Here is a 17,722-nt window from a genome sequence, read left to right as displayed (position 1 = left end):
TAACACCAATACGAAAAACAGATGCAATAATTAAAAAAGTTTTAAAATTAGTTGATTAATGCCAAATTATATTGCATTATATAATTAACAAAATCTTTAAAGGTGCATAATCATTTTGCACCCTTTATCCAGGGGAGGAAACAGATATGATTCCATACAAACACGAACCATTCACAGATTTTTCACAAGAGGCAAACTACAATGCTTATGTAGAGGCTTTAAATAAAGTTGAAGGTTACTTAGGGCAAGACTACCCACTTATTATCGGTGGTGAGCGTATTACAACGGAAGATAAAATTGTTTCGTACAATCCTGCAAAGAAAACAGAAGTTATCGGCCGTGTGTCAAAAGCAAGCAAAGATTTAGCTGAAAAAGCGATGCAAGCAGCAGATGAAACATTCAAAACTTGGAAAAAGGTAGATCCAGCTATTCGTGCAGACGTTCTTTTCAAAGCAGCAGCTATTATTCGTCGTCGTAAACATGAATTCTCAGCATTATTAACAAAAGAAGCTGGGAAACCATGGGCTGAGGCAGATGCAGATACAGCAGAAGCAATCGACTTCTTAGAATACTATGGTCGCCAAATGCTACGTATTAAAAACGGTCAACCAGTAGAAAGCCGTCCAGGTGAATACAACCGCTATGACTATATTCCACTAGGAATCGGTATCGTCATCTCTCCTTGGAACTTCCCATTTGCGATTATGGCTGGTACAACAGTGGCTGCTTTAGTAACAGGTAACACAGTATTACTAAAACCAGCTTCTACAACACCAGTAGTGGCATATAAATTTATCGAAGTATTAGAAGAAGCAGGTCTTCCAGCAGGAGCTGTTAACTTTGTACCAGGTTCTGGTGCTGAAGTGGGCGACTACTTAGTGGATCACCCAAAAACTCGTTTCATCAGCTTCACAGGTTCACGTGATGTTGGTTTACGTATTAACCAACGAGCATCTGTCCTAAATGATGGTCAAATTTGGATCAAACGCGTTATCGCTGAAATGGGCGGTAAAGATACAATCGTTGTCGATAAAGAAGCAGATCTTGAATTAGCTGCACAATCGATCGTGAAATCAGCATTTGGTTTCTCAGGTCAAAAATGTTCAGCATGTTCTCGTGCTGTTATCGTAGAAGATGTGTATGACCAAGTAGTGAACCGTGTAGAAGAGTTAACAAACGCATTAACAGTTGGAGATCCAACAGATTTCAGCAACTTCATGGCAACGGTTATTGACCAAGCAGCATTCAATAAAATTACGGAATACATCGAAATCGGTAAAGGCGAAGGTCGTCTAGTAGCTGGTGGTACAGCAGATGATACAGTAGGTTACTTCGTACAACCAACTGTATTTGCGGACGTAGAGCCTTCTGCACGTATTATGAAAGAAGAAATCTTCGGACCAGTAGTAGCGATTGCAAAAGCAAAGGATTTCGATCATGCGATTGAAATTGCGAACGATACAGAATACGGTTTAACAGGTGCTGTCATTACGACAAACCGCATGAACTTAGAAAAAGCACGTGAAGAATTCCATGTTGGAAACCTTTACTTCAACCGTGGTTGTACAGGTGCGATTGTTGGCTACCAACCATTTGGTGGCTTCAACATGTCAGGTACAGACTCAAAAGCTGGTGGCCCAGACTACCTACAACTTCACATGCAAGCAAAAACAACTTCTGAAATGCTATAATATTTTCCAGCATAAAAGCCGTACATAGTTTAATATGTACGGCTTTTTTTATTGTTTCACTCAAACCTATATATAATAGAAGAAACTCATGTGAATTTTGATTCACTTCCCTCTCAGATTCCACTATTACGTTCTCTATATAAGCCAAAAGGATACTTTTCTCCTATAACAATCTGGTATATTTTATGATATTTCTAACATTTGACCCTTAACTTGATTCTGTAACTTTGTTAAAATGATAACAGTTTAGGAGGGTAAAACTATGAAAAAACTATCAATTTTAATGTTACTCATGATGCTTGTTAGCGTACTCATTTCGCAACCCCAAAAGGCCTATGCTGATGAGCTATCAGGACATATGCATGAAAGTGGTCTGCGTTATTTGATTTCCAAAGGAGCCTTGCTGAAAGATGCAAATGGCAGCTATCGTCCGAATGATACTGTTACACGCGGTGAATTCGCCACATACATAGCAAAAGCTTTAAACTTAAAGACAAAAGATACTATAACGTTTACAGATGTCTCTGACACATATTTATTGGCCAATGAAATCAAGCTTGCTGCTACTGCTGGAATAATTACCGGCTACACAGACGGCACATTTAAGCCTGAAGAACGTATCTCAAGAGAGCATATGGCCGTTATGTTAATTAGAGCGGTTGATTATTTAAAAATCCCAAAAGGGACTTCCTCTATTACATTTAAAGACAATGCTACTATTTTCAAAGATTTCCGTCAGGACATTGCCATAGGAGCTCAATTGGGACTTATTAAAGGAAGCTCTAACGGCATGTTCTTACCTAGAGACAATGCTACCATTGCTGAAGCTTCAACTTTTATACTTCGCTTAATTCTCCTTGCTGATACTGTTGAAAATAATGATGGGAATACTGATAGCAACGGTAATACTGGTAATTCTAATAATAACGGCAACTCTGGTAACGACAATAATTCAGGTAACAATAATAATGAGAATGCTGCATTTATTGTCAAAGAAATCACAAATGGTAATTTAGTAGACAAGCAATCCTATACTAGCTTTGAAGCTGCTGAAAAAGCAGTGACAAACGGTTCTTTAGTGGTTACTCAAAATAATAAGATTATAAAAATGTCTTCGGGTATGATTGTCACAAATAATTATGTCGCATTAAATTCCGAGACGATTAAGGATCAAATTGCAATTGCTGCTAATACAGAAATGGAGTATCTAGGTAGTGATGCGACTCACGTTAGAGTACGTCTAGCTGGACATGTTGGCTCTTTAAAACAAGCAGACGTTACCTTAATCCCTTCTGCTTTAGTAAAGGGACGCGCTTATTATACAAATGAAAATGGTGAAATTAAACATACCTTATACGATTATAAATCCAATAAGTACTCATCTAGTTACGTCTACGGCAAGGCCCCTAGCTTTATGAAGCAAGGTGAGAAATACTTTAGCTGGGATGGTATTAATTTTACGAATGTGAACGGCTCTTCAAAAGGTGAAGGCTATAATTACTATCAATTCTTACCTGCTCGAGCTACGACACAATATACAGCTGAAGAAATTGATCAATATATTATGCAAAAGCTAGCTGAGGTTGAAAGCTCAGGTGCTTCTATTTATAAAAATGCTACAACGAAAAGTAAACTGATTGGTTTAGGTTCCGTGTTAAAAGATATAGAAGCGAATGCTCATATTAACGCCATGCTTATTTTAGCACTTGCACAGCATGAGAGTGCCTACGGAATGAGCGATCATGCTCAAAATTTTAATAACCTATTTGGTTTATATGTATATGATACAAATCCTCTAAACAAAAAATTTGATAGTGTTGGCGCAAACATTAATGAGCTTGTCGAAAAGTTTCTACAGCCCAATTACATTACGCCTGGCGGACGTTATACAAATGGTTCAGTCGTTGGCTCTAAAGCGATTGGATTTAACGTCAAATACGCCTCTGACCCTTTCTGGGGAGCCAAAATTGCTGGACACTATTATCGTGCAGAAAAAGTATTGGGCTATAAAGATGCTAATAGCCCGTATAAAATTGCACTAACAACAACCGCTGGTCTAAATGTTCGTGCTGATGCATCAACACAGCAAAGTCCACTATTCACCTTTAATAAAAGTAATATGCCTGTCATTGTCACAGATACTGGAACAAATGGTTGGTATCAAGTGATTTCAGATAAATTACACTCAGAACCAGCTTATATTAGTAAGGATTATATTAAATTCATTAATACAGTAAAATAAAACCCAAAAAGCTACCTCTCCAACAATGGAAGGTAGCTTTAATTGTTTATTGTTTGGGAAACTGGGTAGTTATTAGTAAAGAGAAAAAACGATCCCAAAGCTCGTAAAACTTTGGAATCGTATCTTCAACTCTTATTGTTTTTTATAGTATTGCAAAATACCATTATAAATAGATTCTGCAAATAGATTCACGTATTGATCATTGGTCATTTTATTATGGTCCTCAGTGTTTGTTAAGAAACCAAGCTCCACTAGAATAGACGGAATGACCATATTACGAATTACGTAGTACTGTTCTTGTTTAACACCGCGGTTTTTCATATTTAAATTGTTAACAATTTGGTTATTTACAAATGTAGCTAAATCTATGTCTTCCTGATACATATCTCCTGTAGATATAGCATAATATGTTTCAGTACCTTGTGCTGACGAATTGGCAGCAGAATTGACATGGACACTAACAAAAATCTCACCATAGTTTGCTTGCGTGAAATCTACTCGATCTTGTAATGATGGATACGTATCACCAGTACGTGTCATATACACTTTGGCACCAGCACTCTCTAGTAATTGCTTTACTTGCGTGCTGACCTTTAATGTAATGCTCTTTTCAGAAACAGAGCCTTTTACTGTCCCTGGATCTTTACCACCGTGACCTGGGTCTAGGATGATAACGCGATTTTGTAGAGGTTTAGCTGACTGATTTAATAGCTTTAAGTAAGATTTATGAACATAACCTGTTTGTCCATTGTAAGTAATTTCTGCCCAGTAACCACTAATGCTATTAACTTGGACATACTCTCCTTTATTCAGCTTGAAAAGTACTGCTGACGTTGAATTACTTTGACTACGTACATTTAGGTTAGCAACCGTTACTCTTCCCAGTACATCTCCAGAAATAACTGGTGGTGTACCTGGATCTGGATTAGGTTTTTCTTCTTCAACCGCATCTGTTGTACTATTGGCTACAACATAACCAGGTAAACCATCCACTTGTGTTAAATAGTAGCCACCTACTGTTTTATACACTGGTAATTTTACATTTGTTTTAATCGTTGAAATTACTTTTGCAGAAGAAGTTGGCTTCACATATAAGTTAACCGCATTTTTTGTCGTTACTTCTTTTTCGACTGCTCCTAGCACATTACCATCTGCATCTAAAAACTCAGCGTACTGTTTGAAAATATAAGCATAAGCACCTTTATAAGATACTTTTAACCAATTGCCTTCAACTGCATATACTGATAATTTACCACCTGTATTGACTTTACCTACAATGTTCGTAGTTGAACTACTATCCGTTGATTTACGAATGTTTAAACCATCTGTAGTAACCTTTACTAAGCCAATAACTTGAGATGTATCTGGTACAGTTACACCTTTTACAGGCAATTCTAAACGATATTTCTCACTTTTTGCACGTGCCACAAATAATGAAAATTGAGACCGTGTCACCGTGCTGTTTGGTAAATATGTTTTACCTGTTCCGTTTGTAATCCCATTATAATAGATCGTATTGATGTACTTTACATATTCGTGTGTAATCCCTACATCCGTAAATGGAGAGTCAATTCCCTCATACTCACTTGTATCTAAATTAAATGCTTTTGTTAAGACATAGCTCATTTCTCCACGAGTTAGGGCTTTGTTTGGTAGAAATTCACCTTTTATATTTTTGTCGAAGAAACCTAATTGTACAGCACGTTCTATATAACCTGACATTTCAGTGCCTACTGTAACATCTGAAAAGCTTGATTTATTTACGATTAATGGTTTGTTTCCAGAGGCAACGACAACCATTTTGGCTGCTTGTCCTCTTGTTACATTGTTATTTGGGCCAAAAACTCTTTTACCATTCACAAAATAGCCTTGGATTACACCCAAACTTACTAAATAATTGATTTCTTCATAGGCTGGGTGATTTTTAGTGACATCTTCAAATGTTATATTTGAGTTGGTAGCTGCACTGACACTTGCACTATGTATCGTAAACATAGAAGCCGAAATGAATAAGACGCACAAGATAAGACTAATTTTTTTGATGTTCAATGTCTTATTTCCTCCCTTCTTGTTCTCTTAACGTGTCCATTTTAACAAAATTAGCTAAATAATGCATCATACAATAGAACTGTTAAAATATATTTTCCATATCACTTCCTCTCCTACGTAGTTATCATAAAAATAGAAGAGTCTGCAAATGCAAACCCTTCTTCCATTATAAGCTATTCAAAAGATCAATTCTTGCAATCTATGACAAAATTAACATGTAAAATTCATGAATTTATTTATTGTTGAATTCTTTCAATAAAAACTTTAAGTTGATTGATTTTTAGTAAATCATCAGAGCCGAAGCTTCCATCTCCATCGCCATTTGTAACACCATTAGACGCCAGGATAGAAACATAATCACTAGCCCAGCTATTTTGTGAGACATCACTAAATGCTACTGTTTCCCCTTGGTTTTCAAGACCGAAAGCTAGTACTAAAACTTTTGCGATTTGTGCACGTGTAATTGGTGAAGATGGGTTGAACTTACCATTTTCATCCCCTTCAAAGATACCTAATCTTTCAACAGCCGCAATAGCACCTGCATTTGCATTTGTTGGTTTTACATCTACGAAATTAGTAGTTGTATTAGAAGTATCTAAGTTTAAAGCTTTTGCAATTTGTACAGCAACTTCTCCACGAGAAGCATATACTGAAAAGTCAATTGCAGCTTTTTTTACTTCAGCTTGCTGTTGCGAATCAAATGTTGCCACACGTTTAGCCCCTACATAACGAGAACCCCAATAATATGGGTCGTTAACACTTGAGTAGCTAACACCTTGACCAGTTTGAGAGTGGATCATTTTTCCATCACCTATGTATATACCCACATGTGAAATACCACTACCACTTGTATTGAAAAATACTAAGTCACCAACTTGTAAATCGCTCTTTGCTACTGCATCACCTTGTTGGTATTGAGAGCCCGATGTACGGTTTAATTGAATACCTAAGTCTGAAAATACTTTAGATGTAAAGCCCGAGCAATCAAAACCACTTGTTGTTGTACCGCCGTATTTATATGGAGTACCTAAATATTTAGAAGCTGTTTCAGTGACATTTTCTTTTGTCGCTGCTTCAGCAGTATTTATATGAGTTGTTGAAAATAACATGAAAGATGCAAAAATCGGTAATAACCATTTCTTATTCATACTTTTGTTATACCCCTCTCAATACTTTTTTGCCTATAAATAGACTATCACAAAAGAAGGTCTTGTTATTTTTCATTTGTGTAACGGTTTTAGACAGCAAAAAAACGCTGTAATACCAACGTTTGGTCGTATTTCCAGCGTTAAAAGAGGAATTTTTTTATTAAATTTCGAAGCCTTCGTAACATTACTGTAACATTAGTGCTCCTTTGTTACATAACAACTTATTGACTAGAAAACAATTGGACCCAATAGTAATTTTCTTTGCTATCCTGCGCTATTGCAACACCTGTATTCGTATAATTTTCTTTCAAAATGTTATCACGATGACTCGGTGAAGCCATCCATGCCTTTACCGCAACCTCTGGCGTTTGGATATTTCTCGCGATATTTTCTCCAAAGCTCGTGTAATCATAATCAAATAAAGTCGCTAAATCCCATGGGGCACCATAATATGGAGAAACGTGTTCAAAATAATGGCGGTTCACCATATCCTGTGCTTTAATAATTGCGATTTGTGTCAATTTTGGATCATACACAACAGGTTCTAGTTTTTTCTTTTGTCTTTCAACATTAATTAATTCAATCACCTTTTTAGACCACTCTGTAGAAAGGTTGACAGTTGGGATATAATCCTTTGCCAAATAATCATAGGCCACTTCCAATTTGTTTATTTTCTGCTGAAAATAAATACTTCGTTCAACGAACACAGCAAATTGGGCGCGTGTCACTAATTGATCAGGTGCAAAACGTTTAGCTTCAACCCCACTGACAATGCCTATATCAGCAAGCGACTCAATATAATTTTTTGCCCAATGAGAGCCAGGAATATCCGCAAATTGGATACTATTTTTGTTATCAACCTTAAACTGATATGCTAATGCTAGCATTTTTGCCACTTGCATTCGCTTTAAAGGCTCCTCAGGATAAAAGGCTTCTCCTTTTTGGATAATCCCCAATTTAACAAGCTGGCAAATTTCTTTGTAATAGGGATGACTAGCAGGGACATCCTTAAAATTTGTCATATTCGCTATGTCTACATTGGTCTGAATAGAACGAGCAATGGCTGCAGCCGCCTCCGCTCTTGTAATAGCCTGCTCTGGCTTAAATGTATAATCGCTATATGTAGTCATATATTTTTTTGAAAGCATATGTTGTATCGAAGCATTTGCCCAATATGAATTTGAAACATCTACAACTTTGGCAGATGCCGCTTCTACCTGATTTAAACTAGTTAAACTTCCTACGGTTGCAGCTATTGAAAGTACAACAATACTCAGCATTTTCTTCAACAGGGCTACCTCCTCCATATGTCAAATATGTAGCAAACGGCGCTTTTTCATCACTGAGGTCAGGAAACGAAAATTCACCATACCTACTATATGATACGAAATTCAAATAAGATAGTTTCACTTTTTTGGAAAATCATCAATAGATTCATCATTGATCATTATAAAAGGAGTTTTCCCTTAATATTCATTGGGAAAACTCCTTTTTTCTCATACTATTGAATCATTTTAAGATATTCTTCTAAAATACGATAATTATATACTAATCCCTGTTGCTCTATCGACAATGAGCTGTAGTCTTTTTGAGCTGATAGCACTTTTTTCTCAAAGGATGAGCTATCTGGATCGATATTTCCAATCGCTTGAACAACCTTAAGAACTGCAGCCACATCTTTTTCAGCCTGTTTAAGTAAGTCTTCATTGATGACTTGTCCGCGTACTTTAGAATCCAATGCCTGATAAGCAGCCACGGCATTAGCCACATCTTCAATATACGTTGGTGAGCTTGGAGAAAGTCCCGCAATTATTTCAACGACCTTCTTGACATCGGCCATACTTTTCTCCGCTTCTAAGAGAATCGAATAATTGGAGATACGCTGTTTATCTGTCGTATTCAAACTATCGTATTCTTTTCGTACGGCTTCAACCATACCAAAGTAGAATTTATCCTTAGGATTTAATTTTGCAATGTTATTATAGACTTTTATAACGTTGTCTAAGGATAGTAATAATTGGTCGTTATACACATATCGTCTTTGGTCAGCATTCAGCTTATCATAAGCTTTTAAAATCTTTTGATATTGACTATTCATATCTTTTGCTGTTAAAAGTCGATCAATATCCTCCACAATACTCATAACGGGCTTAATCAGCTTTTCTTGGTCTTGTAATACTCTGTAGTTTTGCACAGCTCGTTGCTGATCCTTTGGTAAAGCATTATAAGCAGCACGTATTTCTTGAATACGTTTGACATACTGCTTTGGATCAATAGATGGTAAAGCATCAATCATCTGCATTACATTGCCAGCCCCAAGGATACTTGATTCAGCCGCTTGCAATAAGTAGTAATTTGTCACATATTGCTGCAAATCGGCAGGAAGTGCATCATAAAGTGAACGGGCTCTTGCTGTATCTTGAAGGAATGTATTACTTGAAGATTTTAGTTTACTAATCAATTCCACTACATCGGATACAGGCTCATATTTTAATAGTACATCAATATTGTTGATGTATTTTTTTTGATCTTTTGTTAGTTTGTCATATGCCTTACGTATAGAGTTGACATTACTAACAAAGCTTTTCGATTGTGGATCTAGTTCATTAATTTGTACCATCACACTTAAAATAGGTTTAACCTCTTTTTCACGTGTTGTTAAATCTTTAATATTCGACACTAATTTCTTTTGATTAGATGACAGCTTATCATAGGCTACACGTGCATTCATCAGCTTTGTTAAATAGTCTGCATCTTGCACTTCTGTTAATTTAATTAGCTCAATTACACCTTCAGCTAGCCCCTGTTCATTTTCAGCGGCTACCAGTGCATCATAGTTGATAATGGCTTGCTTCTTCTCCTCAGATAGCGCATCGTAAAGCTCACGTGCCGTTTTCATATCTTGGTAGAATGTTTTACTTGTTGGCTTTAACGTAGCGATTAGGCCAATTAATGAAGCCACATCTTCGACAGACGTGAGGTTCGCATAGTTCGTCACATGTTTTTTTGAAACTTCATCAAGTGCATTATAAGCCTTTCGAGCGCCAAGTACCTTTTTCGTATAATCCTTACTCGATGGGTCCAACGCATTGATTAGTTGAATAACCTTGATAACAGCTTTATTGCTCTTTTCATAATTACTTAAAGTTTTTGCCTGCTCCACAAGCTTCTGCGCATTTTTATCTAATGCTTTATAGGCTGTCGTTAGCTCTGCTACCTTTTGGACAAATGTATCTGGATTCTCATTGGCTAATGCAAGAACACGTTCATCAAATGCCTTTGCCATATTGATATAGTTCTGTGCTTTTGTAAGGTCTGGATAATTAATAACTTGGTCTTTATCTGCTAATGCTGTGTAAGCATCTGTTGCTGCCTTCACATCATCTTTATACGTTTTTCTGGAAGGATTTAATGCATTAATTTGCACAATTACCTCTATTACAGGTACAAGCTCTTTTAAATTCTTATAATTTTTGACATAGGTTTTATTCTTGTCATCTAGCTTAGCATATGCTGTATAAGCTGATTTAGCTTTTGAGATATAGCTCTTAGAGGATGGATCAAGTTTTTCAAATTGTGAAATGACATTCACAACCGTTTTATAGGATTTCTCTAAATCAGTTAATACCTTAATATTTGTTACACGGCTTTTTGCTGAAGACGGGAGACCATCATAGGCAGCTCGGGCTGCTAAAATATCTGTAATCATATCATTTGATTGACTTAGTTTTGATATTTGCTCAATCACACCTGCTATTACTAAATCTTCATTTAATAGATTGGATAGTTTTTCTTCAAGTTTACTTTTCATTTCTGCCAATGGAGCCGCATCATCACCATTACCAGCATTTAAAGACGTCACTTTAGATTGCAGTTCCGTAATTTGGTTCTTGTAATCTTGCATGGTCGGTTTAAGCGCATTCACTTGTTTCGATAAAGTCGCATATTGGATTAAAAGCTTTAAGCGATCACTCTTTTGCACAAATGCCTGTTCTTCCACAGCTAATTTATCAAAAGCCGATTGAGCAGCAAATGTTTTACTCTCGAATGTAGAAGCTTTAGGATCAATAGCATCAATTAATTTGTCCACACTTAAAGACGCATTATAAACCTTCTCCCACTTTGTCAGCTCTGCAAGGTTATTGACAATTTTTTTGACATTCGCCGCGTTAATAGCTGTGCCATTTGTTGCTTGCGGCACATCATAGGCAGTACGAGCATCTTTGATAGCTTCCACTTTATTTGAGGCATTTGCAATTGCCACAATAAGTCCTTCGATTTTTTCAGCAGAAGCAATATTTGCTATTGCTACCTGTAGATCAGCTGTATTTTTTACAAGTTCTTTATCGATTGTTAATTGATCATAACTACCTTTAATCGAATCTACTTCTGTGCGATAAGCAGGATCATTTGATACACGCAGTGCTGAAATTCGTTTGGAAATATCAGCAGCCTTTTTATATTGTTCAAATGTAGAATAGTTTGCCACTAACTTTTGTGATGCTTCATCTAAGGCATTGTAGGATTTTTCAATAGCAGTTACTGCACTAATAAAGCTTGTCGCTGAAGTAAATTCTGTTGGTTTTTTAGCCATTAATTGCGTAATACTTAATGAAACTTTATCTATGGCTGATAGACCAGTTAAAGCATCCTTATATTTTTTAAAGGGTGTTACCACATCATTATTTGGATTATAAGCTTCAGCCACTTTCTTTTGATCGGCCGTTAGTAAGTTATAAGCTGCTGTAACTTTATCTAATGCTGACGAAATAGCTGGATAATCTGTTGGATTTTGCTTTAATACAACTACTAAAGCATCTAGTTCTGTAGCAGTAGTTTTTACTGCTGCTGCATCATCAACCAATTTTCCTAATTTCGCAATATCTACTCCTTTGCCCTTAAAATAGTTATTGCGATCAGCCTCTTTATAACCATATTGTAAGACTGTTCCTCGAATGGTATTAGTAATACTGCTAGCGCTATTAGCAAATGCTGCATCGACAGCTTCCTCAAATTGTTTTTGTACGAATAAATATGAATGGTCTGTCGTTTCATTCCCTAAAAAATTGTCATATTCTGTTTCTACAGCTTTCACATCATCTATAAATGTCTTACTAGTATAAGAGATAGTACTAATTTTCTTCCAAATTGCTTGTAGCTCATTTAATAGACGACGTTGCTCCACTACATAATCGTATTTTGCTTGAATAAGCGCCTTTTCATTGTTGTCAAATCCAAGATCATTTGAATTTTGTACAACTTTGATATCACCATCTGCTATAACCATCTCATTGGCAGTCGAATTCTCTGATAATTTACCGAATTGGGCAATGAGCTGTTCCTTTGTTGTAGCAGCTGCTACAGCATTGACATAGGAAACTTGCTCCGTTTGAACTGTAGCACGAGATTGTGCATCATTTTCCTGTGCATTTGCGATAGCTGTAGGTGCTAATAATAGACTTGTTATAACACCTGCTGTCAATTTTCGATTCAATCGAACCACCCTTTCATTTTTTATGTATAAGAAAATGATTCTGTTCATTTTCATTTATCCTAAATCTTCATGTGATTAAAAAGCCTCCGAGGTTTTTCGAGCAAAATCGAAAAAATCTGGACATAATTACGCAAAGACATAATTAATGAATCATTACTTTAGTATCGGTGTAAATTACATGTTTTCAAGCCATTCTATTATATTTACAAAATAACGAGCGTCAAAAGTAGTTTTTCAAAATTACTAGCTAGAAAAACAGGAAGTTATTTCAATTATACTATACAATAGATTTATATGGATTCTTCGGATTTCAAACGCCTACCGAATCATATTAAATCCTTTGGCAGAAATCACAGATTTTTGAAAATGGGCTTTCGAGTAAGTCCGAAATAATGTGACACGAATCTGCCCAGATGTAATTGATAGTAGGATGTTTTTCATCCATCGACATGTAATGACGAAATACGTTTTTTCAACGAAATTATTGGAAAAAAACAGCTATTTTCATATGTCATAATGTCTTTGCAAGGTGTATACTACATCTTTGATATCCTATTTTGGAAGAAAGGACGCTGTTTATGTTTTACCATTATAAGTTCTGGCATAGCTTAAAAAATCCTACCTACTTTACAAACATCGTAGAAAAGGGCGAGATCATCGGATATAAAAAACGTGCATTAACGGTGTTCATTCTTTTCATCCTATTATTTGCTGCTCGCGAATATTGGGGAATGGGGACAGAGAATTTAACGTCCTTATTTGCAATGGATTTACAAAATGAATACTATGTAGCACGCGTACTTTCCATGCTCGGTGCCATTTTATGGGCAATTATTTATTTTTGCTTCCATTATTACGGTGTTACCTACTTATTACATCTATTAACGGACATTCCTTATACTTGGATAAAAAGAGTCCAGCTTTATGTTGTTGCCTTTCTACTCATTGAAAAAGCAATCCTCTTTGCTGTTTTTTATGGAGTTGGCTATACAACGATGTTTTCATTCTTTTCTTTGGCACCCGCTGCCTTACAGGTCATTAAAACTGACTTCGTGTTATTTACAATCAATCAGCTGACAGTAACGTCCGTTTTAATCATTATTGTGCAGTATTTATTCCTGTCGAAATGGGAGGAAGAAGCTAGTAGAAAAATGTTAGTAGTCAAATTGATTGGCTTACAACTATTTATGGCCTTATTTGTGGGCATGATTAGTGTGCTACCCATTAAAGAATGGATTGCTAGGGGGTTAGGATGATGGCATTTATCAAGACAAGACCATGGACAAGTATAGGTATTGTGTTGGCGATGCTCATAATCGGTATAAATGCTTATTTTGTTTTCAAAGAAGATAGCACCGTGACACGATCCTACTTTATTGACGAATTTCAGAAAGCATATATCGGTACGAATACAGAGCGTGTCAATAAGGAAACCATTGTGGCACCCGCTGAGACGTATACCATTACAGCTGATGCAACAAAGTTATCCGCTGTCAATGTAAAGCGCGGTCAGGAAGTGATGATGAATGATTTACTCGCTACCTTTAAAACAGATGAAGTAGACGAGGAGCTTACAAAGCTTGAATCGGAACGTACTGCCTATGAAACAGAATTAAATGATTTACAAGATGCACTTGATCAAATTGAAGATGAATACGACGATTCGAATCCAAAAAGCTCTATTAATACCGATCAAATCAATGATAAATTGTCTGTGACATTAAAATTAGAGCTTGCTCAACAAAATTCGCTATCGACAGCAGTTGCCCTGTTAAATCGACATATCGCTGAAACGAATCGTCAAATTGCGCTCATTGACGCACAGATCACACAAATAGAATCACGTCAAGGCATCATCAGTCCTATCGACGGTGTAGTAGCAGCGGTGAAAGAAGAAGCTGGTGCTTTAACCTTCGAAATCTATTCTAATGAAAAAGCCATGTATGCTTATTTATCTGAAAAAGAATGGCAACAGGTACAGGAAGGCCAAACGGTTGATTTTAAAGTGAAACATGTCAAAGACGCATTATCTGGCATCGTATTAGATAAGCAAATGATTGCTACAAATGATGAAACCTTTTGGGCAAATGAATTAGCCAAAACAACAGACCTACCGCAGCCAACAAATTATGAAGTAGTACTGCAACAAGATGCGCCAATAGAGGATGTACCGTTTTCATCAACTGGCAAAGCCTCCATTATTGTCAATGAAGCGTTCGATTCTTATAAGGTCGATAAATCGTGGTTAGCGACAACAAAAAAAGGAAATAAAAAGCTTCATATCATTAATCAGGATGGGAAAATCCAACTGATAGATATTAATGTCCAATTTAATACGGCTCAATCTGCTATTTTCTCGGACTATCTCGATGAGGGAACACCAATGCTCTCTAATGAGAAGCGCAATATGGAAGCCTATACCTTCCGTACTTTACCTATTGAGAAGTTACACTGGAAGCAGTTTAAAGAGTTAACTTGGAAGCAATATGTGAAATACATTGTTTTCTAAATGAAAAATCCGCTTCATTCTCTTCAGAGAGTGGCGGATTTTTTCTGTAAAAATACCCCCTGTAGCTATTACAGGGGGATTTCAAGATTATTTTAATGATAGGCATCTATTTAAGAAGCTTGCAAATTGAGCACGAGTAATTTGTGCATCGGGTCTAAATGTATTATCTGGGAAACCTCCTGTTAAATCATTCGCCACAAGTGCCTGGATATTACTGTATGCCCAGTGCGTTGATTTAACATCTGTGAAGGTAACTTTACTTGTACCTGTTAATTTGTAGGCTCTTGTTAAAATCGCTGCCATCTCTGCACGTGAAAGCTGTCCGTTTGGGTTGAACTTCCCTGGTTCTTGCCCTTTAATAATGCCAGCCTGCTCGACTGCTGCAATGGCACTATATGCATAATGACTTTTACTTACATCTTTAAAGCTAGAATCCTTCGTTGTTGATAGATTCAGTGCTCTGGCAATGATTGTAGCTGCCTCTGCACGTGTAATGGACGCTTCTGGCTTAAACGTACCATTAGAGTAACCTTTGATCAGTGATTTATTGTATAGGCTTTGGATTTCTGAAAACGCCCAATGCCCTTTGTTCACATCCGTATAAACTAATTCCTCATGATTATCTTTGTAGACAGCCTGTAATTGATCAAAATACAGCTGTCCTTTCTTTTGAAGAGAAGCTGTCGGTTGAGCAACATATAAACGTTCGAATTTCAATGGTGTTGCTAGATTACTTGGAATATCCGCCTTTACGTATTTCCAGCCATTCCAGTCTAAACCGCCCTGGCTTGTGAAATCAATCGTGTGCTTAGTCCCTGATCCATCTACAACCACACCTCTTAGCCAATGCTTACCTGCATCGCCAAATACCCAAACACCGATATTTTTCGGCTGACCTGTTATAGTAATGGGTTTTTTAGCAACCATATAGGCAGCCTTAGTCCCTGAGCCCGCTACTGTAAAATCGTAGTTTAATTGCATGCTAGCTGTTCCCTGTCTCGCATACTCTTTAGAATTTGCTAACGAAGCATTCGCTTTTGCTACTTCTGTTGTCCAAGAAGACACATTATCAAAGCTATCTAGTACAATAGGTTTTTCTGCTAAGTCTATTACAGATACAGCTGTGGACGTACGAATACCTCCATATTCCCCAATAATTTTCCCTTCACCTTTTTGGGTAGCCGTAAAGGTTGCACCATCCATCTTACCGATATTTCCTTCAACTGACCACTTCATGCTCGCTGGGTTGATAGTCATTGGATTTAAATATTGATCATAGGCAGTTGCTACTTGCATATCTACAGATGAACCTTTCATGACTTGACCAACACTATTTAGCGTAATAGATTTTGCGTTCCCTGGTGGTGCTGTATTAACGACCTGTAAAATGGCCGATACACGACGCTCACTACCCTCAGACGGTTTGTTCACAAGGTTGGCGAAATACCCTCCTGGATTGCGCGCGACCATCGCTGTAGAACCGCCACCATCTAAGTTAATAGCTGAAGTAGCTCCTATTGAAATTAAATGTGAAGCTAAATCTGATAAGTTAACACCATTACTATGACCACTTAAGCGACCATCAATTGTAATAAGTGATACCTTTGTACCTGTAGCATCCACCGCTACTGCTGTACGAGGACTGCGTGTCGAAGCAAAACCAGAATTTGTTGGCATGGAAATATCCACTTGACCATTGCGTACAAGCATTGGTCCTGCAGCTAAAATGAATTGAGCATCCATCCATTTTTGATCGATTGACAAGCTGACATCGATATTTGTACCTGCTGAAATATTGCTTAATTCAGCGGCTAATTCTTTATTTTGTACAGAAATAACAAAACCATCCGCTGGTACTGCTGAGTTTCCTTCTGCACCATACGTTGTTACATGAGAAACTGTCCCTGAGAATTGATCACCAAAATGTAGGGTATTTGTATCCTGACTAGCTCCTGACACCACTAGTTCTAAGCCCCATGCATTTGTACCAGTTGTCTTTTTTTCTGGCGTATATAAAACGTTTTTATTTGTTCCTCGTTCACTATTAATTAGATCAATAGGATATGTTTTTCCATTTACTTGGAAAGATAGATTCGTTGTATAATAATCTGCAATCGCTTTCCCTGATTTAGATAAGCCAAATGCAACTGGCTTTTGCGTCGGGCTATCATACGTATCTCCCAAAATACCATAGTTGACAATTTCATTCTTTTCCGCTAACAGGTTCGCAGGCATCCCATTTCCTAAAAAGTATGAAGCATTAACAGCTCCAACAACTCGATGGCCATCATACGTGTTTTGCTTCGCCATAGCTGAAGTTGTTTTTAGGGAATTAATAGGATTCGGCATCCCAATTTCTAGTTTTGTATATGTATTATTTAAATTTACATCTAAAACATTTACAAACTGACGTATAGAACCTGACGTATAGGTTTGTTGTACGTGATTTACTTGTGGTGATACCTCTGTTTTCACTTCACTTACTTTATTTCCAAAACCAGCTGCTTGTCCATTGATGGGGCTAACTGTTAACATAAGCACGAACATGACTACAACAATTGTTACTAATTTTCTTGCCAATTTCTTCAC

9 protein-coding genes are annotated in these 17,722 nt (G+C 36.9%); 4 read left to right on the top strand and 5 right to left on the bottom strand.

Annotation, left to right across the window (positions count from 1 at the left end):
- Positions 1-146: 146 nt before the first annotated feature.
- Together pruA and A2J09_RS21930 are read left to right on the top strand one after the other, a co-directional pair.
- Entirely contained in the window at positions 147-1,691 is a 1,545-nt protein-coding gene (gene pruA / locus A2J09_RS21935; protein ID WP_061504551.1) for an L-glutamate gamma-semialdehyde dehydrogenase, read from the top strand.
- Positions 1,692-1,953: 262 nt separating this feature from the next.
- Positions 1,954-3,933 (top strand): S-layer homology domain-containing protein, encoded by a 1,980-nt coding sequence (locus A2J09_RS21930; RefSeq protein WP_012292873.1) that lies wholly within the window; start codon positions 1,954-1,956, stop codon positions 3,931-3,933.
- A gap of 132 nt (positions 3,934-4,065) precedes the next feature.
- Here the strand turns inward: A2J09_RS21930 and A2J09_RS21925 are convergent, their stop codons facing one another.
- The 4 genes from A2J09_RS21925 to A2J09_RS21910 form a co-directional block, all read right to left on the bottom strand.
- Entirely contained in the window at positions 4,066-5,982 is a 1,917-nt protein-coding gene (locus A2J09_RS21925; RefSeq protein ID WP_031417531.1) for an N-acetylmuramoyl-L-alanine amidase, read from the bottom strand.
- A gap of 236 nt (positions 5,983-6,218) precedes the next feature.
- Entirely contained in the window at positions 6,219-7,130 is a 912-nt protein-coding gene (locus tag A2J09_RS21920) for a C40 family peptidase (RefSeq protein ID WP_012292871.1), read from the bottom strand.
- Positions 7,131-7,351: 221 nt separating this feature from the next.
- Positions 7,352-8,410 carry a CAP and S-layer homology domain-containing protein gene (locus A2J09_RS21915; protein ID WP_227256794.1) on the bottom strand — a complete coding sequence of 353 codons (1,059 nt, stop codon included), beginning with the start codon at positions 8,408-8,410 and terminating at the stop codon, positions 7,352-7,354.
- A 221-nt stretch (positions 8,411-8,631) separates the two neighbouring features.
- A complete protein-coding gene (locus A2J09_RS21910) occupies positions 8,632-12,633 on the bottom strand; it encodes a rhoptry family protein (RefSeq protein WP_230584336.1) in 4,002 nt (1,333 codons plus the stop codon).
- A 569-nt stretch (positions 12,634-13,202) separates the two neighbouring features.
- Between A2J09_RS21910 and A2J09_RS21905 the strand changes: the two genes are divergently transcribed.
- Together A2J09_RS21905 and A2J09_RS21900 are read left to right on the top strand one after the other, a co-directional pair.
- Entirely contained in the window at positions 13,203-13,880 is a 678-nt protein-coding gene (locus tag A2J09_RS21905; RefSeq protein ID WP_012292868.1) for a hypothetical protein, read from the top strand.
- Positions 13,880-15,133, top strand: coding sequence for an HlyD family secretion protein (locus A2J09_RS21900; protein ID WP_036160813.1), 1,254 nt, complete (start codon positions 13,880-13,882; stop codon positions 15,131-15,133). The genes A2J09_RS21905 and A2J09_RS21900 overlap by 1 nt, the downstream gene beginning before the upstream one ends.
- An 87-nt stretch (positions 15,134-15,220) precedes the next feature.
- Here A2J09_RS21900 and A2J09_RS21895 read toward each other — a convergent pair whose 3' ends face one another.
- Positions 15,221-17,722: an S-layer homology domain-containing protein gene (locus A2J09_RS21895; RefSeq protein WP_231112979.1), complete on the bottom strand. Its 2,502-nt coding sequence runs from the start codon at positions 17,720-17,722 to the stop codon at positions 15,221-15,223.

It is taken from the genome of Lysinibacillus sphaericus (assembly GCF_001629735.1).
In the GTDB taxonomy this organism is placed as follows: Bacteria; Bacillota; Bacilli; order Bacillales_A; family Planococcaceae; genus Lysinibacillus; species Lysinibacillus pinottii.
Note: the sequence above shows the minus strand (reverse complement) of the source record. Positions and strands in the feature narration are given on the sequence as shown.